This window comes from Streptomyces sp. NPDC046909 (assembly GCF_040644695.1).
In the GTDB taxonomy this organism is placed as follows: Bacteria; Actinomycetota; Actinomycetes; order Streptomycetales; family Streptomycetaceae; genus Streptomyces.
In genome coordinates, this window is record NZ_JBEYXC010000003.1 from 684,221 (window position 1) to 707,794 (window position 23,574).

The 23,574-nt window shown below is 70.4% G+C and carries 17 protein-coding genes and 1 riboswitch; of the genes, 10 read left to right on the top strand and 7 right to left on the bottom strand.

Annotated features, from left to right (window positions below; all coding sequences use genetic code 11):
• Nucleotides 1-320: 320 nt before the first annotated feature.
• Together ABZ928_RS11930 and ABZ928_RS11935 are read left to right on the top strand one after the other, a co-directional pair.
• Nucleotides 321-1,055, top strand: a complete 735-nt coding sequence (locus ABZ928_RS11930) for an IclR family transcriptional regulator C-terminal domain-containing protein (RefSeq protein ID WP_361517659.1) — start codon at nucleotides 321-323, stop codon at nucleotides 1,053-1,055.
• A gap of 99 nt (nucleotides 1,056-1,154) precedes the next feature.
• Nucleotides 1,155-1,592, top strand: coding sequence for an SsgA family sporulation/cell division regulator (locus tag ABZ928_RS11935; protein WP_361517216.1), 438 nt, complete (start codon nucleotides 1,155-1,157; stop codon nucleotides 1,590-1,592).
• Between the two features lie 223 nt (nucleotides 1,593-1,815).
• Here the strand turns inward: ABZ928_RS11935 and ABZ928_RS11940 are convergent, their stop codons facing one another.
• Nucleotides 1,816-3,540 carry a YibE/F family protein gene (locus tag ABZ928_RS11940; RefSeq protein ID WP_361517217.1) on the bottom strand — a complete coding sequence of 575 codons (1,725 nt, stop codon included), beginning with the start codon at nucleotides 3,538-3,540 and terminating at the stop codon, nucleotides 1,816-1,818.
• A 71-nt stretch (nucleotides 3,541-3,611) separates the two neighbouring features.
• Nucleotides 3,612-3,801, top strand: a riboswitch (TPP riboswitch).
• On the opposite strand from ABZ928_RS11940, the gene thiC reads away from it, so the two are divergent.
• On the top strand, nucleotides 3,794-5,599 hold the full coding sequence (thiC, locus tag ABZ928_RS11945) for a phosphomethylpyrimidine synthase ThiC (RefSeq protein ID WP_361517218.1): 1,806 nt from the start codon (nucleotides 3,794-3,796) through the stop codon (nucleotides 5,597-5,599). It overlaps the preceding riboswitch by 8 nt.
• A 53-nt stretch (nucleotides 5,600-5,652) precedes the next feature.
• On the opposite strand, the gene ABZ928_RS11950 is transcribed toward thiC, so the two are convergent.
• Complete coding sequence (locus ABZ928_RS11950) at nucleotides 5,653-6,594, bottom strand: NADP-dependent oxidoreductase (RefSeq protein WP_361517220.1); 942 nt, start codon at nucleotides 6,592-6,594, stop codon at nucleotides 5,653-5,655.
• Between the two features lie 131 nt (nucleotides 6,595-6,725).
• On the opposite strand from ABZ928_RS11950, the gene ABZ928_RS11955 reads away from it, so the two are divergent.
• Nucleotides 6,726-7,142, top strand: a complete 417-nt coding sequence (locus tag ABZ928_RS11955; protein ID WP_361517222.1) for a helix-turn-helix domain-containing protein — start codon at nucleotides 6,726-6,728, stop codon at nucleotides 7,140-7,142.
• A 173-nt stretch (nucleotides 7,143-7,315) separates the two neighbouring features.
• Here the strand turns inward: ABZ928_RS11955 and ABZ928_RS11960 are convergent, their stop codons facing one another.
• The 3 genes from ABZ928_RS11960 to ABZ928_RS11970 form a co-directional block, all read right to left on the bottom strand.
• The gene (locus tag ABZ928_RS11960; RefSeq protein ID WP_361517224.1) at nucleotides 7,316-8,182 is read right to left on the bottom strand and encodes a hypothetical protein; all 867 of its coding nucleotides are present in this window, start codon (nucleotides 8,180-8,182) and stop codon (nucleotides 7,316-7,318) included.
• A 193-nt stretch (nucleotides 8,183-8,375) separates the two neighbouring features.
• Nucleotides 8,376-9,452, bottom strand: a complete 1,077-nt coding sequence (locus ABZ928_RS11965; RefSeq protein WP_361517226.1) for a metallophosphoesterase — start codon at nucleotides 9,450-9,452, stop codon at nucleotides 8,376-8,378.
• Nucleotides 9,453-9,654: 202 nt separating this feature from the next.
• Complete coding sequence (locus tag ABZ928_RS11970) at nucleotides 9,655-10,767, bottom strand: LacI family DNA-binding transcriptional regulator (protein WP_361517228.1); 1,113 nt, start codon at nucleotides 10,765-10,767, stop codon at nucleotides 9,655-9,657.
• A gap of 400 nt (nucleotides 10,768-11,167) precedes the next feature.
• Between ABZ928_RS11970 and hisC the strand changes: the two genes are divergently transcribed.
• The 6 genes from hisC to ABZ928_RS12000 all read left to right on the top strand — a co-directional run bounded on the left by hisC (nucleotide 11,168) and on the right by ABZ928_RS12000 (nucleotide 21,674).
• Complete coding sequence (gene hisC, locus ABZ928_RS11975; RefSeq protein ID WP_361517230.1) at nucleotides 11,168-12,247, top strand: histidinol-phosphate transaminase; 1,080 nt, start codon at nucleotides 11,168-11,170, stop codon at nucleotides 12,245-12,247.
• Between the two features lie 361 nt (nucleotides 12,248-12,608).
• Nucleotides 12,609-14,123 (top strand): cytochrome ubiquinol oxidase subunit I, encoded by a 1,515-nt coding sequence (locus tag ABZ928_RS11980; RefSeq protein WP_361517232.1) that lies wholly within the window; start codon nucleotides 12,609-12,611, stop codon nucleotides 14,121-14,123.
• 18 nt (nucleotides 14,124-14,141) lie between these two features.
• On the top strand, nucleotides 14,142-15,149 hold the full coding sequence (cydB, locus tag ABZ928_RS11985; RefSeq protein ID WP_361517234.1) for a cytochrome d ubiquinol oxidase subunit II: 1,008 nt from the start codon (nucleotides 14,142-14,144) through the stop codon (nucleotides 15,147-15,149).
• Nucleotides 15,150-15,161: 12 nt separating this feature from the next.
• Complete coding sequence (gene cydD / locus ABZ928_RS11990; RefSeq protein WP_361517236.1) at nucleotides 15,162-18,665, top strand: thiol reductant ABC exporter subunit CydD; 3,504 nt, start codon at nucleotides 15,162-15,164, stop codon at nucleotides 18,663-18,665.
• Nucleotides 18,666-18,775: 110 nt separating this feature from the next.
• The gene (locus ABZ928_RS11995) at nucleotides 18,776-20,458 is read left to right on the top strand and encodes a GAF domain-containing protein (protein ID WP_361517238.1); all 1,683 of its coding nucleotides are present in this window, start codon (nucleotides 18,776-18,778) and stop codon (nucleotides 20,456-20,458) included.
• Between the two features lie 160 nt (nucleotides 20,459-20,618).
• Complete coding sequence (locus ABZ928_RS12000; protein WP_361517240.1) at nucleotides 20,619-21,674, top strand: M23 family metallopeptidase; 1,056 nt, start codon at nucleotides 20,619-20,621, stop codon at nucleotides 21,672-21,674.
• On the opposite strand, the gene ABZ928_RS12005 is transcribed toward ABZ928_RS12000, so the two are convergent.
• The gene (locus tag ABZ928_RS12005) at nucleotides 21,671-22,555 is read right to left on the bottom strand and encodes a Cof-type HAD-IIB family hydrolase (RefSeq protein ID WP_361517242.1); all 885 of its coding nucleotides are present in this window, start codon (nucleotides 22,553-22,555) and stop codon (nucleotides 21,671-21,673) included. The two genes, ABZ928_RS12000 and ABZ928_RS12005, sit on opposite strands and share 4 nt — an antisense overlap.
• A 76-nt stretch (nucleotides 22,556-22,631) precedes the next feature.
• A complete protein-coding gene (locus ABZ928_RS12010; protein ID WP_361517243.1) occupies nucleotides 22,632-23,543 on the bottom strand; it encodes an LLM class flavin-dependent oxidoreductase in 912 nt (303 codons plus the stop codon).
• Between the last annotated feature and the right edge of the window lie 31 nt (nucleotides 23,544-23,574).

Below are 23,574 nucleotides of genomic sequence, written 5' to 3' on the forward strand. Positions count from 1 at the left end.
CAGAACGCCTCGCGGCCCCCGCCCCGGTCCGGGCCGCCGTCCCGTCACCGGAGCCCCGCCTCCGGCCGCCGGAGCAGCCCGCCTCCGGGAGCCGGCCCCGGCCGGGAGCACCCGCCGCACCGGGACGGGCCCCGACACCGACAGCACGACGGGCACCGACGCCCGTGCCCGCGCCAGGGCAGGCGCCGACACCCGCACCCGCCCCAGGACGGGCGCCGACACCCTCACCCGCACCCGCCCCAGGACGGGCCCCCGCACCGACATCGGCACCCGCTCCCACACCGGCCGCCTCCGCGGAGCCACCGCACTCCACGACCCTCATCGGCTCCGTCCAGCGCGCGATGCGCCTGCTGGAGTCCGTCGCCGAGCACGAACACGGCGCCCCCGCCAAGCAACTGGCCCGCGAGACCGGCCTCGCCCTGCCCACCGCCTACCACCTGCTGCGCACCCTGGTGCACGAGGGCTATCTGCGCCGGGACAAGGGCCTGTTCTTCCTCGGTGAGGCGGCCGAGCGGCTGAGCAGCAGCGGAGCGCAGCAGAAACGTCGCAGCACGATCGCCGGGACACTGGCCCAATGGCGCGACGCCCTCGGCGTGCCCGTGTACTACGCGATCTACCGCGACGGCGACGTCCAGGTCGTCTGCGTCTCCGACACCCCGGGCAACCCGGCGGTCGAGGAATGGGCCGACTTCCGCGAGACCGCCCACGCGCACGCCATCGGCCAGTGCCTGCTCTCCCAGCTGGACGAGGACGCCCGCCGCGACCACCTAGACCGCTACCCCGTGCAGGCCATCACCCCGTACACGGTGCGTGACCCTCACACCCTGCTGCGGCGCCTGGACCGGACGGGGCGCATGGAAGCGGTCTGCGAACGGCAGGAGTACGCGCTGGGCACGGTGTGCGCGGCGATCCCCATCACCGTGGGCACCACCGCCGCCACGATGGCCATCTCCCTGCCCGCCCACCAGGCCGACCGGCTGCCGGAGGCCACCCGTCAGCTGCAGAGCGAGGTCGGACGGCTGCTGGGGTCGCTCGCGATCTCTATCAGTATCTGAAAACTCACTCCTTGTGATCTCTCGTGTACTTTCAGCAAACTTCCACCACAGTCAAAGGGATCATTCCCGGCCAGTCGACGGCAGATGACGGGGTAGAAGATGGGCGAGTCCGTACAGGCAGAGGTCATGATGAGCTTTCTCGTCTCCGAGGAGCTCTCCTTCCGTATCCCCGTGGAGCTGCGCTACGAGACCGGTGATCCCTACGCCGTGCGGCTCACCTTCCACCTGCCCGGTGACGCGCCGGTGACCTGGGCGTTCGGTCGTGAGCTGCTGATCGACGGCGTGGGGCGGCCCTGCGGGGACGGCGATGTGCGGATCTCACCCGCCGAGGCCGACACTCTGGGCGAGGTTCTGATCCGTCTTCAGGTCGGCACCGACCAGGCGCTGTTCCGCTCCTCGACGGCGCCGCTCATCGCCTTCCTCGACCGCACCGACAAACTGGTGCCGCTGGGCCAGGAGGGCGCGCTCGCCGACTTCGACGCCCACCTCGACGAGGCGCTGGACCGGATCCTGGCGGAGGAACAGAGCGCGGGCTGAAGCGTTACGGCACCGAGGGGGGCGTAACGCTTCAGCGTGGGCGTGGGGGGCGTTGCAGGAACGCTTCTCCTGGGCGAGGGCCCGGGCGCCGCGAACGAGGGCGCCGGGCCTTGAGGCTTACGGCCTGAGGGCCGCCGTACGCCGTGCTGTGGCCGTACGCCGTGCTGTGGGCCTTACGCCCTGCTGTGGCCGTTCCGGTGGCCGTTCCTGTTGGCCGCAGGCGTCAGCGCTTGCGGCGGCGCCCCCGTCCGCCTCGTGCCGCGGCCGGCTGGCTGCCCGCCGACATGGACTGCACGCCGACCGGTGACGGCCGGTCACCCGCGGCCTGGGAGTCCGGACTTCCGGGCTTGTCGGCCGAGACCACCAGGGCCGCCAGCGCGGTCGTGACCGGCACGGACGCGACCAGGCCGATCGAGCCCACCAGCGTGCGCACGATCTCCTCGGCGACCAACTCGCTGTTGGCGACCGTGCCCACGCTGGACTGCGCGATCGAGAAGAGCAGCAGCAGCGGCAGCGCGGCGCCCGCGTAGGCGAGGACGAGCGTGTTGACGACGGACGCGATGTGGTCGCGGCCGATCCGGATGCCGGCGCGATACAGCCCCCGCCAGCCCATCGTCGGGTTGGCCTCGTGCAGCTCCCAGACCGCCGACGTCTGGGTGACCGTCACGTCGTCGAGGACACCGAGGGAGCCGATGATGACGCCGGCGAGCAGCAGACCGCTCATGTCGATCGACGGGTACAGGCCGTGGATCAGGCCGGTGTTGTCGTCGGTGTTGCCGGTGAGCGCGGCCCAGCCGATGAACAGTGAGCCGAGGACGCCGATCAGCAGCAGCGAGATCAGCGTGCCGAGGACGGCGACCGATGTTCTCGCCGACAGCCCATGGCACAGATACAGGGCGATCAGCATGATGGCGCTCGCCCCGACCACGGCCACGACCAGCGGATTCGAGCCCTGAAGGATCGCGGGCAGGATGAAGAAGTTGAGGATCAGGAAGCTGATGGCCAGCGCGACCAGCGCCATGACGCCCCGCAACCGCCCGACGACCACGACGGCGAGTGCGAAGATCCCGGCGAGCAGGGCCATGGGGAGCCTGCGGTTGACGTCGGTGACCGAGTACTGCAGGTCCTTCGGTGCGGAGGGCTCGTAGGCGACCACGACCTTCTCGCCCTCGTGCAACTGCCGGGACTGGTCCGGCTGCACGATCTCGGTGAACGTACGGCCCTTGTCCTTGCCGGTGTCGACGCGGATCGTCGCCTTCTTGCAGTCGCCGTCGGCCTGTTGCTGGGCGGAGGAGCCCTCGGCGGTGGAGGTGTCGCCGGTCGGGGTCTCGCCCGAGGCGTTCACCGACTTGCAGCTCACGCTCACGACCTTGGTGACCGTGGCCTGCTGGGTCTGCCGGTCGAAGCCGACGCCGGTGCGCTGATGGCCCGGCGCACCGCCGGGCCACAGCACGGCGAGCCCGACGATCACGGCGACGCCGAAGGGGATGAGGATCGCGGCGATGACCTTGCGCAGATGCTTGGAGACGGGGGCCGCCGGGCCGTGGCTGTGACTGTGGGAGTGACCGTGTCCACCGCCGCCGCTATCGCCCCTGCCGCCTGTGCCTCCACCGCCGCCGCCGGATTCTGACCCGTGTCCATGCCCGTGCCCGTGTTCCTGCCCGTGCCCGTGATCGTGACCATCACCGGCGTTGTGCCCATGGCCGTCACCAGAGCCGTGCCCCTGCTGGAACCGGCCGCCGGGCCCGGGCTCCTGCCCGAACCCACCACCGGCCCCGCCTCCGGCCTCACCACCGGCCCCGTACGCGGGCCATTCCCCGGAGTCGTAGGAGTCGTACCCGGACCCCTGGCCGCTGTCCGGTCTGGGGCCGTGGCCGGGCCCGTTTCCGGAGCCGGGCCTGCGCGGCGGCTCGGGCGGCGGGTACGGGGGCTGATGTCTCGTGGTCACCGACCGATCATCGCAAGAACGGCAGGGGCCCTCTGTTCACCGCGCCCGAATTGACGCTAGCGTGGGGGCACCTTTGTACACGCGGGAGCTCGGAGCACCGGGCTGAGAGGGCGCTGACCTCCGTCCCAGCGATGTTTCACGTGGAACGTCATCGGAAGCGAGTGACGTTCCCCACGAAACGTCGGCAGACGGAAACCGCTGCGTCGACCGCCGAACCTGTTACCGGGTAATGCCGGCGTAGGGAGTAGGTCTCATGACCATCAAGGACGCGCGCACGCCTGCCTCCAGCCAGGACGAACAGCCCATTGAGGGCGAAAAGTCCGCGGAGAGCGGGAAGTCCATCGGCTGGCACAAGGCGTACGTCGAGGGCTCGCGCCCCGATCTGCGGGTGCCGGTCCGCCAGGTGCACCTCACCAACGGGCAGTCGGTCACGCTGTACGACACATCGGGCCCGTACACCGATCCCTCGGTCGACACCGACGTCCGCCGGGGGCTGGCCCCGCTGCGGGAGAACTGGATCATCACCCGCGGTGACACCGAGGAGTACGCGGGCCGTCCCGTCCGTCCCGAGGACGACGGCATCAAGCACACCTCGCCGCGCGGCGGGAATCTGCGCAACCTCGACGCGGTTTTCCCGGGACGGCCCCGGCTGCCGCGTCGTGGCCGCACGGGGCAGGCGGTCACGCAACTCGCGTACGCGCGCCGGGGGGAGATCACGCCGGAGATGGAGTACGTGGCCATCCGGGAGAACGTCTCTCCCGAGGTCGTCCGGGAGGAGATCGCGGCCGGCCGCGCGGTGCTCCCGGCCAACGTCAACCACCCGGAGATCGAGCCGATGATCATCGGCAAGCGGTTCCTGGTGAAGGTCAACGCCAACATCGGCAACTCCGCGGTCACCTCCTCCATCGAGGAGGAGGTCGAGAAGATGACCTGGGCGACCCGCTGGGGAGCCGACACGGTCATGGACCTCTCCACCGGCCGCAACATCCACACCACCCGCGAGTGGGTGCTGCGCAACTCCCCCGTCCCCATCGGCACGGTGCCGCTCTACCAGGCCCTGGAGAAGGTCGACGGCAGGGCCGAGGAGCTGACCTGGGAGATCTACAAGGACACGGTCATCGAGCAGGCCGAGCAGGGCGTGGACTACATGACGGTCCACGCGGGCGTGCGTCTGCCGTACGTCCCGCTGACGGCGAACCGCAAGACGGGGATCGTCTCGCGCGGCGGCTCGATCATGGCGGCGTGGTGCCTGGCGCACCACAAGGAGAGCTTCCTCTACGAGAACTTCGAGGAGCTGTGCGAGATCCTCGCCGCGTACGACGTGACGTACTCGCTCGGCGACGGCCTTCGGCCCGGCTCGATCGCGGACGCCAACGACGAGGCGCAGTTCGCGGAGTTGAGGACGCTCGGGGAACTCAACACGATCGCCAAGCGTTTCAACGTACAGACCATGATCGAGGGCCCGGGGCATGTCCCGATGCACAAGATCAAGGAGAACATCGACCTTCAGCAGGAGATCTGCGAGGAGGCTCCGTTCTATACGCTCGGCCCGCTGACCACGGACGTCGCCCCGGCGTACGACCACATCACCTCGGGCATAGGCGCCGCGATGATCGCGTGGTGGGGCACTGCGATGCTCTGCTACGTCACGCCCAAGGAGCACTTGGGCCTGCCCAACCGTGACGACGTGAAGACCGGCGTCATCACCTACAAGATCGCGGCCCATGCGGCGGACCTCGCCAAGGGACACCCTGGCGCACAGGACTGGGACGACGCCCTGTCGGACGCCCGCTTCGAGTTCCGCTGGGAGGACCAGTTCAACCTGGCCCTCGACCCCGACACGGCCCGGGAGTTCCACGACGAGACGCTTCCGGCGGAGCCGGCGAAGACGGCCCACTTCTGCTCGATGTGCGGGCCGAAGTTCTGCTCGATGAAGATCTCTCAAGACATCCGCCGCCGACACGGCGGAACCCAGGACGAGATCGAAGAGGGCATGGCGCTCAAGTCGAAGGAGTTCGCGGCGAGCGGCAACAGGGTGTACCTGCCGATCGCGGACTGATCGGCGTGACGGGGTGGGGCCCGGCGTCTGTGTGGAACCCGGGCCCCTCCCCGTCAAGGCATGAGGACGATCTTGCCGTTGGTGCGCTTCTCCTCGATCGTGCGGTGGGCCGCGGCCGCTTCGGCGAGGGGGAAGGTGTGCTGGACCGTGATCTGGAGGCGGCCGGTTTCGATGCGGTCGGTGATCTGGTCGAGTACCGCTCCGGAGGGCTCGGCTGTGACCCAGACGTAGCGCAGGCCGCGGGCGGTGGCCTGTTGTTCGTCCGTGCCCGGGTCGATCGACGCGCCGATGAGGAGGCCGTCAGGGCGGAGGACGTCGAGGGAGCGGGGGCCGTAGGCGCCGCCGACCAGGTCCAGGACCACGTCCACGGGTGGCACGGCGGTCCGGAAGTCGGTGGTGGTGTAGTCGACCAGTTCGTCGGCGCCCAGCTCGCGCAGGAAGGCGTGGTTGGCCGCCCGCGCGGTGCCGATGACGTACGCGCCCAACTCCTTGGCCAGTTGGACCGCGACGTGCCCGACACCGCCCGCCGCCGCGTGGATCAGCACGCGGTCGCCGGGGCGGACCCGTGCCAGTACGGTCAGCGCCTGCCAGGCGGTGAACGCGACCAGGGGGACGGCCGCCGCGTGGGCGAGGTCGAGGTTCTTGGGCGCGAGGGCCAGCGCCTCGGCGGGTGCGGTGGTGAAGTCGGCGTACGCCCCGTGCCGGGTGACCGCCAGCATGCCGTACACCCGGTCGCCCGGCGCGAACCGGGTCACGCCCTCGCCGACCCGCTCGACGACGCCGGCGACGTCGTTGCCCGGGGTCCACGGCAGCGTGACCAGCTCCGGCACCCGGCCGGAACGGAGCACGGTGTCACCGGGGTTGACCCCGGCCCCGGCGACCCGCAGCAGGACCTCCCCGGGACCGGGCTGCGGCACATCGGTCTCGGTGTAGGTGAGCACCTCCGGACCGCCGAACGCGGACTGGACGACGGCATGCATACGGCGGGCGGACATCAGGACTCCTCGTCGGCAAGGCGGGCTGCCCGCTGTCCGAGAAGGAGGGGCGGCGGCGCTCGGTGTTCCCCATGCTCCGTCCGGGCAATACCCCGGCGGAAGAAGGCACTTGTCTGATATCGAGGTTCCTCGTGGATACCGGCTTTGACCTGAGAGAACACGGTGGCGTGGCGGCCTTCCTGCGGGACTGCCCCACCCGTGCCGTGCTGGACGTGATCGCCAGCAAGTGGACGATGCTGGTCCTGGTGGCGCTGGAGGACGGCCGGCCCATGCGCTTCGCCGAACTGCGGCGACGGCTGGACGGTGTGACGCAGAAGGTGCTGACCCAGACCCTGCGCACGCTGGAGCGCGAGGGCCTGCTGACCCGCACCGTGTATCCGACGGTGCCGCCGCGCGTGGACTACCAGTTGAGCAGGTTGGGGCAGGAGGTGGGCGGGCTCGTGCAGAGCATCACCGACTGGTCGCAGGCGAACAGCGCAGCCATCCAGGCGGCCCGTGAGGAGTTCGACGAGCGCGCCGACTGCGGGCCCCCTGACTCCGCCGCCTAGGACGGAAGGCCCGTTGTCAGTGGCGGACGCTACGGTTTTCCCAGTGATCCCGCCGCGTGGGCCTGTTCGGCCCGGGAAGCCATGCGGGCAGGCGTACTCGAGCCGTCCGCCGGGCATCGGCTTGCGCTCCCCCGAGGGCGGGTCTCCCCGCGGCGAGGGGCGCAAGCCGGGGGTTACTCCGGCTGGTGTTCCGGGCCTCCGAAGTCCGGGCTGGTGTAGTCCGGGCTCGTGAAGCTCGGCCGGGGGCCGGCGGAGCCGTCGTCCGGGCTGCTGAAGCCCGGGCGGCCGTAGCCGAGGTTCGGCATACGGCTGGTCGGCGCGGGCGGTGCCGTGCGGTGCAGGGCGGCGGCGGTGCCCGGGTCGGCCAGGGCGTCCTGGAGGAAGGGCAGGATGCCCCGCTCCAGGAGTGCCTCGCGCCAGGCTTCCCTGGCCCGGGCCACCTCGCCGCTCAGCTCGGCGTACGGCCCGGTGTCCAGCGAGGGCCGGTTGCGCAGTGCCGTGAGCAGCAGGCCGACCGCGGCGACCAGGATCGCGACCGCGGTCACCGCGCCGAACACCCAGCCGGTGGTCAGCAAGGTCTGGGCGAATGCCTGTTCGGGGTCGAGCATCTTCAGGATGTAACCCACGAGCAGGAAGATCGCCGCGGCGGTTCCGGCGAGGACGGGAGCCAGGACCGCGACGACGGCGACGGCGCCCGCGCCGGTGGTCTCGGCGACCTCTCCCATGGTGGCGGCGAGCCCCGCCGCGCCCGAGCCGGACTCCTCGGAGCCGGTCTCACGGACGGACGTCGGGGTGGACGGCGCCGGCTGGCGCAGTTCCTCGCGGACCTTCACGTAGTGCTGGTACTCGGTCGCCGCGGCCGCCGTGATGATCGCGGTGGCGTTGAGCGCCATGGTGCGCAGCTGTTCGGGATTGAGCCGCTGTCCCACAGCGGCCAGTTCCGGGCGGTGTGGGGCGGAGCGCAGCGCCTCATCGAGGATCCGCTCGTATTCCTGGCGGTCCTCGCTCAGCAGGTGCTGCGGAACGCTGTTCATGTGCATCCCCCGATGCTCCGTAGGGCTTGGGGCTCGCATGACTGTGAGCCGTCGGGCAGAAACGGAGGGGAGCCTGCTACGGATAAGCCGATGGTAGAGCGGCTACGGCACGCCGTGACAGGGGGTTTCCAGAAATTGGGCCCTGGCCTGCGCCGTCTTCGCTCAGTCCGTCATGGGGGATCGTCTGCCCTGTGAACGTTCAGATATCCAGGGGAAGTTGCTGGACCAGCAGCTTTCCGGCCATGGTCACCCCGCCGTCCATCGCGATGGCCAGGCCTTCGGCGTAGATGTGCGGTCCCTCGACCAGCGGACCGGAGTTGTCCTCGCCGTCCTCGGAGCCGACCTCGCCCAGCAGATACGGGATCGGGCTGTGACCGTGAACGATCCGGGTGCCGCCGTACGTATCGAGCAGGGAGCGCACATGGTCGGCGCCGCCCTCGTCGCGGAAGGAGAAGCGCTTGGTGAACTTGCGGAACAGATCCCACACCTCGTCCGCGTCGTTGCGCGTGAGCGTCTCGCGGACGGTGTCGTTGACCGCCTCGATCGAGTCGCCGTAGTCGAGGTAGGCGGTGGTGTCGGAGTGGACGAGCAGATGTCCGTCGACCTGCTCCATGGCGTCGAGCCGGGCCATCCACTGGAGGTGGTGGTCCTGGAGCCGGTCCATGTCGGTCTTCTGTCCGCCGTTGAGCAGCCAGGCGGCCTGGAAGGTGGCGGTGCCCGCGCCGGAGTTGACGGGGGTGTCGCCGAACCGCTTGGCGCCGAGCAGCAGCAGCTCGTGGTTGCCCATGAGGGCCTTGCAGTAGCCGCCCGCTGCGGCCGCCTCGGCGGACAGCCGCATCACGAGGTCGATGACGCCGATGCCGTCGGGGCCGCGGTCGGTGAAGTCGCCGAGGAACCACAGCCGGGCGGTGCCCGCGCACCAGTTGCCCGCGGAGTCGATGAGGCCCTGCTCCTGGAGGGCGGCCACCAGTTCGTCGAGATAGCCGTGCACATCACCCACGACGAACAGCGCGCCCGGCCCGTCGACGGAGACCGGCTGCGGGAGGGCCGCGGCATCGACGGTCACCTGAAGCGTGTCACCCCGGTTGACGACCGGAAGGTTCCGCTCCGTGGGGGTGTACCCCTCCGGGAAGTCCGCCTCGTGCGCCGGTACGACGTCGCCGGGATGCGTGCTGTGGCCGTACGGGCCGGTCTCATGGACGTACGCGGGCACCCGGAAGTCGCGCAACGTCGCCGTCCGCTCCGCCTCGGGTCCCTGACCGGCCCCCTGAGTCATCAGACCCCTCCACCATCACGCCGCATCTGCACCGCTTCGGACTGCCTGGTCGCAGCGGCCCGCGGTGTCGTGGGCCCATCATAGGAATGCGGATCGCGCCATGTGATGACCCAGGGGTGGTGAATCAGCGCAAGACTCCTGTTCACCGCGGCTTTCGCCCCGATTGGGCAGGGCTTCGGCCTTCTGCTGACGGGCCCCTGTGCTACTTCTCCTCGGGCGACCGGGGCGGGCTGACGGTGGTTCGCGGCGGACGGCGCTGGGACGAGGTGCGCACGATCAGCTCCGTCGGTATCACCTGCTCGACCGGTTGGTCCGATTCGACCCCCTCGATGGCGTCGATGAGCAACTGCACCACGGCCGTGCCGATGCGCCGGGGCTTCAGGGAGAGCGTGGTGATGGGCGGCTCGGTGCTGGCGTACACGGTGGACTCGCTGCAACAGACCAGAAGCAGGTCGTCCGGTACGCGCAGCCCGTAGCGGCGGGCGGCGGCGAGCAGGTCGGTGCCGTTGGGGTCGAAGAGCCCGTAGACCGCGTCGGGCCGGTCGGGGCGGGCCAGCAGCCGGTCGGCGGCGACGGCCCCCGCGCACGGATCGTGCGCCGGGTAGGCCTCGTACACCGGATCCTGGCCCACCCGCTCGCACCAGCGCAGGTATGCGGTGGTCGACAGATGGGTGTAGGTGTCCGTCGACGTCCCCGTCAGCAGGCCGATCCGGCGGGCGCCGGCGTCGGCCAGATGGTCGAGGATGCCGAGTACGGCGGCCTCGTGGTCGTTGTCGACCCACGCGGTGACCGGCAGCGAGCCGGCCGGGCGGCCGTCGGAGACCACCGGCAGCCCCTGGCGGACCAGTTCGCTGACGACCGGGTCCTGGTCGGACGGGTCGATCACCACGGTCCCGTCCAGGGCGACGTTCGACCACACGTCGTGGCGCGAGGTCGCCGGCAGGATGACCAGCGCGTAGCCCCGGGCCAGCGCGGCCGAGGTGGCGGCTCTGGCCATCTCGGCGAAGTACGCGAACTCGGTGAAGGTGAAAGGTTCATCCCCGTACGTCGTCACGGTCAGGCCGATCAGGCCCGACTTGCCGGTACGGAGGGTTCGGGCCGCGGCCGACGGGCGATAGCCCAGCCGGTCGGCGACCTCGCGGACATGGCGTCGGGTGGCGTCCGGGAGCCGGCCCTTGCCGTTGAGGGCATCCGAGACGGTCGTGATGGAGACTCCGGCGGCGGCGGCGACGTCTCTGATGCCCGCACGACCCGGCCGGCTGCCTCGACGTGAGGTTTCCGCGCGGCTCACCTGGTGCTTCCCTGCTGCTGTCATGGCGAGCCGATAGTAGGGCTCATGCGGTGGGGTAGGGCGGACGCATATGCACGCGTTGACAGGCACGTTTCTGCATGGTCATAACCCGTCAATACCCTTTGAATGAAAGGGAGTTGAACGATCCAATGGCACTAGCTGACTTGTCGGCACGCATGGGCCTGCCAAGTCCCCGATGTTTCGAAGAGGTCTCAACTCACCTTGACGAGGGATGCGCGCCACGGCGCGAGCCACCGGCGCATAGATATATCCGAGTGCGCCCTGCGATTCGTCTGCCTTCGTACGGTGATGCCCCTGATGCCAGTGGGGCTGATGGGGTTTGCGTCCCACCTGTACGCAGCGGCGCCGAATCCTCATAAGGTGAGGAGCATTCGATGCGGTGGTGGTCACGAGGAGGACTGCGGTGAGCGAGACGAGCCCCAAGCTGCGCGCCGAGCTGGAGGGTATCCCCACCTACAAGCCGGGCAAGCCCGCGGCGGCCGGCGGCCCGGTCGCCTACAAGCTGTCCTCCAACGAGAACCCCTATCCGCCGCTGCCGGGCGTGATGGAGAGCGTCACGGCCGCCGCCTCGTCGTTCAACCGCTACCCGGACATGGCCTGCACGGGCCTGATGAACGAGCTGTCGGACCGCTTCGGCGTCCCGCTGACCCATCTGGCCACCGGCACCGGCTCGGTCGGTGTCGCGCAGCAGCTGCTCCAGGCGACCTCCGGACCCGGTGACGAGGTCATCTACGCCTGGCGGTCCTTCGAGGCGTACCCGATCATCACGCAGATCAGCGGGGCGACCTCGGTGAAGGTGCCGCTGACGCCGGGCGATGTGCACGACCTGGACGCGATGGCCGACGCGATCACCGACCGGACGCGCCTGATCTTCGTGTGCAACCCCAACAACCCCACGGGCACGGTCGTGCGGCGGGCCGAGCTGGAGCGCTTCCTCGACCGGGTGCCGAGTGACGTACTCGTGGTGCTGGACGAGGCGTACCGGGAGTTCATCAGGGACAACGAGGTGCCGGACGGGGTGGAGCTGTACCGGGACCGGCCGAACGTCTGCGTCCTGCGGACCTTCTCCAAGGCGTACGGCCTCGCCGGGCTCCGGGTCGGCTTCGCCATCGCGCATGAGCCGGTGGCGGCGGCGCTGCGCAAGACCGCGGTGCCGTTCGGGGTGAGCCAGCTCGCGCAGGACGCGGCGATCGCCTCGCTGCGCGCCGAGGACGAACTGATCGGCCGGGTCGGCTCGTTGGTGTGTGAGCGCAACCGCGTGGTCGAGGGGCTGCGGGCTCAGGGCTGGACGGTGCCCGAGAGCCAGGCCAACTTCGTGTGGCTGCGGCTGGGGGAGCGCACGGCCGACTTCGCTGAGGCCTGCGAGCAGCACGGTGTGGTGGTCCGGCCGTTCCCCGGCGAGGGTGTGCGGGTGACGGTCGGGGAGACCGAGGCGAACGACATCTTCCTGAAGGTGGCGGAAGGGTTCCGCAAGGAGCTCTAAGCGGACCCGGTGAAGTCGGCTGCGGTACGGCAGCGCCGCTAAGGGGCGCGGGGAACTGCGCGACCAGCCACGACGGCGCCGCAGACGAACGCCGACACGTCGCCGCACATCCAGCGGAGCGCTTAGCTGATCGCCGCCAGGGGGTCGGTCGGGCCGGTCGGGCCGAAGAAGTGCCGACCGGCCCCCTGGAAACACCCCCAGGGCCCAAGAGGGACCCCCCTTCGAGTCTCGATAATCAGTGCGTCATAATTGCTTGTGAATGTGAACGCGTTCACAAGCGTGTCCCGGTTGCTCCAATGATGTGTGTGACATAAGGGGCAAACTGCCGCTGTACCACGGCGACCTAAGGAGACCTGACGACGTGGACCTGGCTCTTGCGCCGGAGACACTGGCGCGCTGGCAGTTCGGCATCACCACCGTCTACCACTTCCTCTTCGTCCCCCTGACGATCTCTCTGGCGGCTCTCACGGCCGGCTTGCAGACGGCTTGGGTGCGTACGGAGAAGGAGAAGTACCTCAGGGCCACGAAGTTCTGGGGCAAGCTCTTCCTGATCAACATCGCGATGGGTGTGGTCACCGGCATCGTGCAGGAGTTCCAGTTCGGCATGAACTGGTCCGACTACTCACGCTTCGTCGGCGACATCTTCGGCGCCCCGCTCGCCTTCGAGGCCCTCATCGCCTTCTTCTTCGAGTCCACCTTCATCGGCCTGTGGATCTTCGGCTGGGACAAACTGCCCAAGAAGATCCATCTGGCCTGCATCTGGATGGTCTCGATCGGCACGATCCTGTCGGCGTACTTCATCCTCGCGGCCAACTCGTGGATGCAGCACCCGGTCGGCTACAAGATCAACGAGGCGAAGGGCCGGGCCGAACTCACCGACTTCTGGCACGTCCTGACCCAGAACACCGCACTCGCGCAGGCCTTCCACACCCTGTCCGCGGCGTTCCTCACCGGTGGCGCCTTCATGGTCGGCATCTCCGCGTTCCACCTGATGCGCAAGAAGCACATCAGCGACATGAAGACCTCGCTGCGCCTCGGCCTGGTCACCGTCATCGTCGGCGGCCTGCTCACCGCGATCAGCGGCGACACCCTCGGCAAGATCATGTTCGAGCAGCAGCCGATGAAGATGGCCGCCGCCGAGGCCCTGTGGGACGGCCAGGAGTCGGCGCCCTTCTCGGTCTTCGCCTACGGCGATGTCGACGCCGGCCACAACAAGGTCGCCATAGAGATTCCGGGACTGCTGTCCTTCCTGGCCAACGACGACTTCAACTCGTACGTCCCGGGCATCAACGACGTCAACAAGTCCGAGCAGGAGAAGTTCGGACCGGGCGACTACCGGCCCAACATCCCCGTCGCCTACTGGGGCTTCCGCTGGATGATCGGCTTCGGCATGGCGTCCCTCGCCATCGGCGTGCTCGGACTCTGGCTGACCCGCAAGAAGTTCCTGCTGCCGCAGCATCTGCGGGTGGGCGACGACGAGGTGCCGCATCTCGTGCTGCTGCCCAAGGGCAAGAAGGCCCTCGGCCCTAAGCTCACCACGTGGTACTGGCGCATCGCCGTCCTCACCATGGGCTTCCCGCTGATCGCCAACTCCTGGGGCTGGATCTTCACCGAGATGGGCCGCCAGCCGTGGGTCGTCTACGGCGTCCTCCAGACGCGTGACGCGGTCTCCCCCGGTGTCTCCCAGGGCGAGGTCCTCACCTCGATGATCGTCTTCACCAGCCTGTACGCCATCCTCGCGGTCATCGAGGTCAAGCTGCTCGCGAAGTACGTCAAGGCCGGCCCGCCCGAGCTCACCGAGGCCGACCTCAACCCGCCCACGAAGATCGGCGGCGACACCCGTGACGCCGACAAGCCGATGGCTTTCTCGTACTAGGCCGAGGGGGATCGAGTCATGGAACTTCACGACGTCTGGTTCGTGCTCATCGCCGTCCTGTGGACCGGCTACTTCTTCCTGGAGGGCTTCGACTTCGGAGTCGGCATCCTCACCAAACTGCTGGCCCGCGACCGGACCGAGAAGCGGGTGCTGATCAACACCATCGGCCCCGTCTGGGACGGCAACGAGGTGTGGCTGCTCACAGCGGGCGGCGCGACCTTCGCCGCCTTCCCCGAGTGGTACGCCACCCTCTTCTCGGGCTTCTACCTGCCGCTGCTGCTCATCCTCGTCTGCCTCATCGTCCGCGGTGTCGCCTTCGAGTACCGGGCGAAGCGGCCCGAGGAGAACTGGCAGCGCAACTGGGAGACCGCGATCTTCTGGACCTCGCTGCTCCCGGCGTTCCTGTGGGGCGTGGCCTTCGGCAACATCGTGCACGGAGTGAAGATCGACAAGAACTTCGAGTACGTCGGCAATGTCTGGGACCTGCTCAACCCGTACGCGCTCCTCGGTGGAGTGGTGACGCTGACGTTGTTCACCTTCCACGGGGCGGTGTTCACGGCGCTCAAGACCGTCGGTGACATTCGGGAACGGGCGCGGAAGCTCGCGCTTCAGGTCGGGCTGGTGACGGCCGTGGCGGCGCTGATCTTCCTGCTGTGGACGCAGGTCGAGAGCGGCGACGGCAAGAGCCTGGTCGCCCTGCTGGTGGCGGTCGCCGCCCTGGTCGCCGCTCTGGTGGCCAATCAGGCCGGGCGTGAGGGCTGGTCGTTCGCGTTCTCGGGCGTCACCATCGCGGCCGCCGTGGCGATGCTCTTCCTGACGCTCTTCCCGAACGTCATGCCGTCCTCGCTCAATGAGGACTGGAGCCTCACCGTCACCAACGCCTCGTCGAGCCCGTACACCCTGAAGATCATGACCTGGTGTGCGGTCATCGCCACACCGATCGTGCTGCTCTACCAGGGCTGGACCTACTGGGTGTTCCGCAAGCGCATCGGCACCCAGCACATCGCCGCCGAAGCCGCGCACTGAGGTGTGTTTCACGTGAAACCAATCGATCCGCGTCTGCTCCGGTACGCCCGTGCCACCCGCCTCTTCATGGTGGCGGTCATCGGCCTGGGTGCTGCCGGGGCGGCGCTGGTCATCGCCCAGGCGATGCTCATCGCCGAAGTGGTGGTCGGCGCGTTCCAGCACGGGCTGTCTGTCTCCGAACTCCGCACTCCCCTGCTGCTGTTGGTGGCGGTCGCGGGCGGGCGGGCGCTGGTCTCCTGGCTCACCGAACTCGCCGCGCACCGGGCGAGTGCGGCCGTGAAGTCCGAGCTGCGGGGGCGGCTGTTGGAGCGGGCCGCCGCGCTCGGGCCCGGGTGGCTGAGCGGGCAGCGGACCGGGTCTCTGGTCGCGCTGGCCACACGAGGCATCGACGCCCTCGACGACTATTTCTCGCGCTATCTGCCGCAGCTGGGCCTCGCGGTGGTCGTACCGGTGGCGGTGCTGGCGCGGGTCGTCACCGAGGACTGGGTCTCGGCGGCCATCATCGTCGGCACCCTCCCCCTCATCCCCGTCTTCATGGTGCTGATCGGCTGGGCCACACAGTCCCGGATGGACCGTCAGTGGCAGCTGCTGTCCCGGCTGTCCGGACACTTCCTGGACGTCGTGGCGGGACTGCCGACCCTGAAGGTGTTCGGGCGGGCCAAGGCGCAGGCCGACTCCATCCGCCGCATCACCGGCGAGTACCGGCAGGCGACCATGCGGACCCTGCGGATCGCCTTCATCTCCTCCTTCGCCCTGGAGCTGCTCTCCACGCTGTCGGTGGCGCTGGTCGCCGTGACGATCGGCATGCGGCTCGTGCACGGCGAGATGGACCTGTACATCGGCCTGGTCATCCTCGTCCTGGCACCCGAGGCCTATCTGCCGCTGCGGCAGGTGGGAGCGCAGTACCACGCGGCCGCGGAGGGGCTGGCGGCCGCCGAGGAGATCTTCGAGGTGCTGGAGACACCGGTGCCGACGGCCGGGACGCGTGCCGTGTCGGCCGGCCCGCTGGCCTTCGAAGGCGTCACCGTCCGCTTCCCGGGCCGGGCCGGGGACGTCGTCTCCGAGGTGTCCTTCGCCGTGGAGCCCGGGGAGACGGTCGCGCTCGTCGGACCCAGCGGTGCGGGCAAGTCGACGCTGCTGGACGTCCTGCTGGGCTTCGTGCCGCCCGCCGAGGGCCGGGTGCTGGCCGGGGGAGTCGATCTCGCCGAGGCCGACCTGGAGCAGTGGCGGTCACGGATCGCGTGGGTACCGCAGCGGCCGCACCTGTTCGCCGGGACGATCACCGAGAACGTACGGCTGGCCCGGCCCGACGCGGACGACGACGCCGTACGACAGGCGCTCCGGGACGCGGGGGCGCTGGAGTTCGTCGACGCGCTGTCTCAGGGCGCCGACACGGTGCTCGGGGAGGACGGGGCCGGGCTGTCCGCGGGGCAGCGGCAACGGCTCGCGCTGGCCCGGGCGTTCCTCGCGGACCGGCCGGTCCTGCTGCTCGACGAGCCGACGGCCGCGCTCGACGGGGCCACCGAGGCGGAGGTCGTGGCGGCGGTACGGCGGCTGGCGGTGGGCAGGACGGTCCTGCTCGTCGTCCATCGGCCGGCGCTGCTGGCGGTGGCGGACCGGGTGGTACGGCTGGAGGAGCCCGCGCTCGCCGCACCCGTCGAGCCTGCCGCTGTCGCCGTCGTGGAACTCACGGCGGCTCAGGCCCGCCCCGTCGAACCGGACATGGCCGACACCGCACCGGCCATGACTCCGCCGCCGCACGAGACCCGCGGCGTCCTCGCCCGGGTCCGGGCCATGGCCGCCCCCCGGCGCCGCAGTCTCGCGCTCGCCCTGCTGCTCGGCAGCCTCGCCCTCGGCAGTGCCGTCGGCCTCATGGCCACCTCCGGATGGCTCATCTCGCGGGCCTCGCAGCAGCCGCCCGTGCTGTATCTGATGGTGGCCGTGACGGCGACACGCGCCTTCGGGATCGGGCGGGCCGTGTTCCGGTACGCGGAGCGGCTCGTGTCGCACGACGCCGTGCTGCGGATGCTCGCCGACACCCGGGTCGCCGTCTACCGGCGCCTTGAGCGACTGGCGCCCGCAGGGCTGCGGCAGACCCGCCGCGGTGATCTGCTGTCCCGGCTCGTCGCCGACGTGGACGCCTTGCAGGACTACTGGCTGCGCTGGCTGCTGCCCGCCGGTGCGGCGCTCACGGTGTCGGTCGCCTCCGTCGGCTTCACCGCCTGGCTGCTCCCCGAGGCTGGTGCCGTGCTCGCCGTCGGACTCCTCGCGGCCGGGACCGGGGTCCCGCTGGTCACCGGTGCGGTGGCCCGGCGGGCGGAGCGGCGGCTGGCTCCGGCGCGCGGGGTGCTGGCGACCCGGGTGACGGATCTGCTCACCGGGACCGCCGAACTGACTGTCGCCGGAGCCCTGTCCACCCGAACCGCCGAGGCACGGCAGGCCGACGGCGTCCTCGCGCGGATCGCCTCGCGCGCGGCCACGGCTACCGCACTCGGGGACGGGCTCACCGCGCTGGTCTCCGGTCTGACCGTCGCCGCCACCGCCCTCGCGGGCGCCCAGGGCGTCGCCGACGGGCGGCTGAGCGGCGTCGCCATGGCCGTCGTGGTCCTCACCCCGCTGGCCGCCTTCGAGGCCGTCCTCGGACTGCCCCTCGCCGTGCAGTACCGCCAGCGGGTGAGCAAGAGCGCCGAGCGGGTGTACGAGGTGCTGGACGCGCCCGAGCCCGTGACGGAACCGGAGCAGCCGCAGAAGGCGCCCGCCTCACCGTTCCCGGTCGCCGTGCGGGGCCTGTCCGCCCGGTACGCCGGGCAGGAACGGGACGCGCTCAGCGGGATCGACCTGACCCTCGTCGAAGGCCGCCGGATCGCCGTCGTAGGGCCCTCCGGATCCGGCAAGACGACCCTCGCGCAGGTGCTGCTGCGGTTCCTGGACGCCGAAGCCGGTACGTACACGCTGGCCGGCGTGGACGCGTACGCGCTCGACGGTGACGACGTACGGCGGTCCGTGGGGCTGTGCGCACAGGACGCGCACCTCTTCGACAGCTCGCTGCGCGAGAACCTGCTGCTCGCCAAGAAGGACGCCACGGAGGCCGAACTGCGCGACGCGCTGACGCGGGCCCGGCTGCTGGAGTGGGCCGACGGGCTGCCCGACGGGCTCGACACGCTGGTCGGCGAGCACGGCGCGCGGCTGTCCGGGGGCCAGCGGCAGCGGCTGGCGCTGGCTCGCGCGCTGCTCGCCGACTTCCCCGTCCTGGTGCTCGACGAGCCCGCCGAACACCTCGATCTGCCCACCGCGGACGCGCTCACCGCCGACCTGCTCACCGCCACCGAGGGACGCACGACACTGCTCATCACCCACCGGCTCGCCGGACTGGAGGCGGTGGACGAGGTGATCGTGCTGGACGAGGGGCGGATCGTGCAGCGGGGGACGTACGAGGAACTGGCCGCGGTGGCGGGGCCGCTGCGGGGGATGGTGGAACGGGAGGCGGAGTCGGAGGTGCTCGCGCTCACGGCGTGAACCTTCCGGCCCCGGCTTTCCGGTCCCGGCCTTCCGGCCCCCGGCCCTTGTGAGCCGTCGGCCAGGCATCTCGACTTTCTGTATCAAATGGGACTAATTACGCTCGGGTCATGTCCGACGAACCGTCCCCCGGTCCCCTGCCCCAGGCCCTGTCGGCCGAGCTGGCCGCGCGGGTGCCGCAGTTGCTGGAGGCGATGCGGTCCGTCGGCAGCGGACTGGAGCTGCACTCCACGCTGGACCGGATCTGCGAGACCGCGGCCGCGCTCGCGGACGCCCGCTACGCGGCCATCGGGGTGGTCGACGAGGACGGCCGGGGGCTCGCCGACTTCGTCTTCCACGGCGTCGACGAGGCGACCGCCCGGCGTATCGGACGGCTGCCGGACGGACACCGGGGGCTGCTCGGCGCGCTCATCCGGGACCCGGAGCCGGTCCGGCTCGCGGATCTCACCGCCGACCCGCGCTCCTGCGGCTTCCCCGAACACCATCCGTCGATGCGCGGCTTCCTCGGCCTGCCGATCCGGGTCCAGGGGGAGATCTTCGGGAACCTCTATCTGACGGAGAAGCGGGGCGGCGAGCCGTTCAACGACTACGACCTGAACATGGTCAGGGTGCTGGCCACGGAGGCCGGGATCGCCATCGGCAACGCCCGGCTGTACGAGGCCGCCAAGCAGCGAGAGCGGTGGATCGACGGATCGGTCGCCGTCACCACCGCCCTGCTCTCCGGCGGCGACGCCGACGACGCGCTCCAGGTCGTCGCCGAGCAGGCCCGACGGCTGTCGGGCTCGGCCGCGGGGATCGTGCTGCTGCCCGCCGACGAGGGCGGCCTGGAGATCGCCGCGGTGGCCGCGGACCAGCCGTCCGGCGTCCTGGGCACGATCGTCCCGCCGGAGAGCAAGGTCGTCGCCGAACTCCTCGACGGACAGGCCGTGTTCGTCGAGGACGCGGCCGCCGACCCGCGCATGATCACCGGCCTCGCGCGCGGCTACGGGCCGACCATGCTGCTGCCCCTGCACAGCGACGGCCGCGTCCTCGGCGCCCTCGTCACCCCCCGCGCGCGCGGCGAGCGGCCGTTCACGGAGACCGAACGCACCCTCGCCGTCCAGTTCGCCTCGCAGGCCGCGCTCGCCCTGATGATGGCCGACGCACAGCGCGACCGGGAACGGCTCGCGGTCTACGAGGACCGTGACCGTATCGCCCGCGACCTCCACGACCTCGTCATCCAGCGGCTGTTCGCCACCGGCATGATGCTGGAGAGCGCCCAGCGCAGATCGGTCGTGCCCGATGTGCGGGTGGGCGTCGGCAAGGCGGTCGACGAACTCGACGTCACCATCCAGGAGATCCGCACCGCGATCTTCGCCCTCCAGCAGGGTCCCGCCGAGGCCCCCTCCGGGCTGCGCACGCGCGTGCTGCGAGAGATCAACACCGCCGCCGTGCCGCTCGGCTTCAAGCCCTCCCACCGTTTCGTCGGCCCGGTCGACGCCCTCGTCGGCGACCTCACCGGCAAGAACCTCATCGCCGCCCTGCGCGAAGCCCTCTCCAACGCCTTCCGGCACGCCGGGGCCTCCCGGATCGACGTCGTCGTCGACGCCGACGCGATCCTCCCGGACGGCCGCAAGGGTGTCCGCCTGACCGTCGCGGACGACGGCGTCGGCATCCCCGAGGGCGGCCGGCGCAGCGGCCTGAAGAACCTCAAGCGGCGCGCCGAGTCCCTGGGCGGCGACAGCCGGCACGGGCCGGGCATCGGAGAGAACGGCGGCGGTACGACGGTGGTGTGGGAGGCGCCGCTCGAATGACGGGCCGGATCCTGTGCGGCGCGCGCTCGATGACAGGTCGTCACCCCCGATACCGGCGACGCCTGTTCGGTCATACGACTCCGCCGAACGGACCCGTGATTCCCCCAGCTGTACGAGTTGAACATGCCCCCGTCCCCCACCCGGGGACACGATCGCTGACATGCGACCGTCCCGCCGCCACCCACTGCTCGTCCCGGCGCTGCTGTGCGCGCTCGCCGTGCTCGCGGCCCGCCCGACCGACGCCGTGGAGCGCAGGCGCGACGGCGGCAACCCCGGGATCAGCGCACAGGTGGCGCGGCTGTACGAGGACGCGGCCGTGGCGACCCAGCAGTACGAGAAGGGGCGGCAGGAGGCGGAGGTGCAGCGGGCGAGGGCGCAGCGGTTCGAGGCGCTGCTCGACCGGGAACGGCGGGACATCGCCGTCATGCACGACGACCTGGGCCGCATCGCGCGCGCCCAGTACCGCGACGGCGGCGATCTCCCGCTCACCGCACAGCTCATCCTCGCGGGCAGTCCGGAGGAGCTGATGCGCGGTCAGCAGGTGTTCTCCCAGGCGAATCTGGCCGTGAACAACGCCATCGAGAAGAGCCGCCGGGCCGAGGCGAGACTGGCGAAGGACGAGGCCGAAGCCGCCGCCGCCTGGCAGTCGCTGGAGCAGCGGAACGTCGAACTCGCCGGTCTGAAGAAGGACATCGAGCAGAAGCTCGAAGAAGCGCGCTGGCAGTTGCAAGGGCAGGCGGACGCTTCGGTCGCTGCCGGTGCTTGCCGTGGCGCCGTCCGACTGGACCAGCCGCCGACTCCGGTCGCGGGCGCGTGGGTGACGCCCGTGGAGACGTACGAACTGTCCGCCGGCTTCGGCAGCGGCGGCTCGCGATGGGCGAACCGGCACACCGGGCAGGACTTCGCGGTGCCGATCGGCACACCGGTGCGGTCCGTCGGCGCCGGGCGGGTGGAGAAGGTGTCCTGCGGCGGTGCCTTCGGCATCGAGATCGTGATCGAGCACGCGGGCGGCTACTACACGCAGTACGCCCATCTCGCCGCCGTCACCGTCGACCAGGGCGACCGGGTGGCACCGGGGCAGTGGATCGGGCAGTCGGGCACCACCGGCAACTCCACCGGACCACACCTGCACTTCGAGGTGAGGGTCACGCCGGAACTCGGCTCGTCACTGGACCCGGTGCCCTGGCTGGCCGCACGCGGCGTCCCGCTCGGTTAGCGCCGCGCGAGCATCTGCTCGATGACGACCGCCACCCCGTCCTCGTTGTTCGCGACCGTCCGGCCCGAAGCCGCCGCGATCACATCGGGGTGCGCGTTGCCCATCGCGTACGACTGGCCCGCCCAGGTCAGCATCTCGACGTCGTTCGGCATGTCCCCGAACGCCACGACCTCCTCGTGCGAGATACCGCGCTCGGCACAGCACAGGGCGAGCGTGCTGGCCTTGGAGACGCCGGGGCCGCTGATCTCCAGCAGGGCGCTGGGGCTGGAGCGGGTGACGTTGGCGATGTCGCCGATGGCGAGCCGGGCCAGGGTGAGGAAGGCGTCCGGGTCGATCGTCGGGTGGAAGGCGAGGATCTTCAGGACCGGCTCGTCCGCGCCGGGCCCGCCCGCCGCGAGCAGCTTCTCGGCGGGCTGGAGCTCGTCCGGGATCTCCATGTGCAGCTTCGGATAATCCGGCTCCTGGTGGAAGCCGTACGTCTGCTCCACCGCGTACACCGTGCCCGGCGCCGCGTCCCGCAGCAGCCGTACGGCGTCCAGGGCGTTGTCCCGCGCCAGCTCGCGCACCTTCACGAACCGGTGGGCGCCGGGGCCGCCGTGCAGGTCGACCACGGCGGCGCCGTTGCCGCAGATCGCCAGGCCGTGGCCGTGGACGTGGTCGCTGACCACGTCCATCCAGCGGGCGGGGCGGCCGGTGACGAAGAAGACCTCGATGCCCGCCTCCTCGGCGGCGGCGAGGGCCGCGACCGTGCGCGGGGAGACGGACTTGTCGTCCCGCAGCAGAGTGCCGTCGAGGTCGGTGGCAATCAGGCGTGGCGGGACTATGGCGGCCGGGGTCTCGGGCTGTCGAGTCGCTGAGGTCACCCGGCCATTCTCCCGCATATGCCCGCACGGCCGTGCGAGAGCCCGCACATATGAGTAGTAACCGCCCCCACCGGCACGGTCACGCTCCGTCGCCTCACCGCAGCTGCGCCGGGGCCTCCATGGCGATCTGCTCGAAGACCTTCTCGTCCGCGGCGAAGTCCGAGCCGGCGATCGGCCAGTGGACGACGATCTCCGTGAAGCCCAACTCCCGGTGCCTGCCCGCGAAGTCGACGAACGCGTCGAGCGACTCCAGCGGCCGGCCGCGGTCCGGGGTGAAACCGGTGAGGAGAATCTTGTCGAGACCGGTCACGTCACGGCCGATCTCCGCACACGCGTCGGCGAGCTTCTCGACCTGCCCGCGAATGGCTTGAATCGACTGTTCAGGAGTGCCGTTCTCGTACAGCTTGGGGTCCCCGGTGGTCACCCACGCCTGCCCGTACCGTGCCGCGAGCCTCAGCCCGCGCGGACCGGTGGCGGCCACCGCGAACGGCAGCCGGGGCCGCTGCACACAGCCCGGGATGTTGCGCGCCTCGTGCGCCGAGTAGAAGTCCCCCTCATAGGAGACGCCCTTCGCACTGTCCTCCGACAGCAGCCGGTCCAGCAGATGCACGAACTCCCCGAACCGGTCGGCGCGCTCGCGCGGCGTCCACGGATCCTGGCCGAGGGTCGTCGCATCGAAGCCGGTACCGCCCGCGCCGATGCCCAGGGTGATCCGGCCGCCGGAGACATCGTCGAGCGAGATCAGGTCCTTCGCGAGAGTCACCGGGTGCCGGAAGTTCGGCGAGGTCACCAGAGTCCCCAGCCGGATCCGCTCGGTGACAGCCGCGGCGGCGGTCAGCGTCGGCACGGCACCGAACCACGGGCCGTCCCGGAAACTGCGCCAGGACAGATGGTCGTAGGTGTACGCGGTGTGGAAGCCGAGCTCCTCCGCGCGCTGCCATGCTTCGCGACTCCCCTCGTGCCAGCGGCGGTACGGGAGGATCACGGTGCTCAGACGCAGACTCATGGTTCGAGCGTATGCGGCCGAACGTGTTTCA

What these genes read in the sequence shown, in the direction of transcription:
- ABZ928_RS12000 (WP_361517240.1), top strand. Translation starts at nt 20,619, where the DNA reads ATGCGACCGTCCCGCCGCCACCCACTGCTCGTCCCGGCGCTGCTGTGC.
- ABZ928_RS11995 (WP_361517238.1), top strand. Translation starts at nt 18,776, where the DNA reads ATGTCCGACGAACCGTCCCCCGGTCCCCTGCCCCAGGCCCTGTCGGCC.
- ABZ928_RS11935 (WP_361517216.1), top strand. Translation starts at nt 1,155, where the DNA reads ATGGGCGAGTCCGTACAGGCAGAGGTCATGATGAGCTTTCTCGTCTCC.
- ABZ928_RS11970 (WP_361517228.1), bottom strand. Translation starts at nt 10,767, where the DNA reads ATGACAGCAGCAGGGAAGCACCAGGTGAGCCGCGCGGAAACCTCACGT.
- ABZ928_RS11960 (WP_361517224.1), bottom strand. Translation starts at nt 8,182, where the DNA reads ATGCACATGAACAGCGTTCCGCAGCACCTGCTGAGCGAGGACCGCCAG.
- ABZ928_RS11950 (WP_361517220.1), bottom strand. Translation starts at nt 6,594, where the DNA reads ATGTCCGCCCGCCGTATGCATGCCGTCGTCCAGTCCGCGTTCGGCGGT.
- ABZ928_RS12010 (WP_361517243.1), bottom strand. Translation starts at nt 23,543, where the DNA reads ATGAGTCTGCGTCTGAGCACCGTGATCCTCCCGTACCGCCGCTGGCAC.
- ABZ928_RS12005 (WP_361517242.1), bottom strand. Translation starts at nt 22,555, where the DNA reads ATGCGGGAGAATGGCCGGGTGACCTCAGCGACTCGACAGCCCGAGACC.
- ABZ928_RS11965 (WP_361517226.1), bottom strand. Translation starts at nt 9,452, where the DNA reads ATGACTCAGGGGGCCGGTCAGGGACCCGAGGCGGAGCGGACGGCGACG.
- cydB (WP_361517234.1), top strand. Translation starts at nt 14,142, where the DNA reads ATGGAACTTCACGACGTCTGGTTCGTGCTCATCGCCGTCCTGTGGACC.
- thiC (WP_361517218.1), top strand. Translation starts at nt 3,794, where the DNA reads ATGACCATCAAGGACGCGCGCACGCCTGCCTCCAGCCAGGACGAACAG.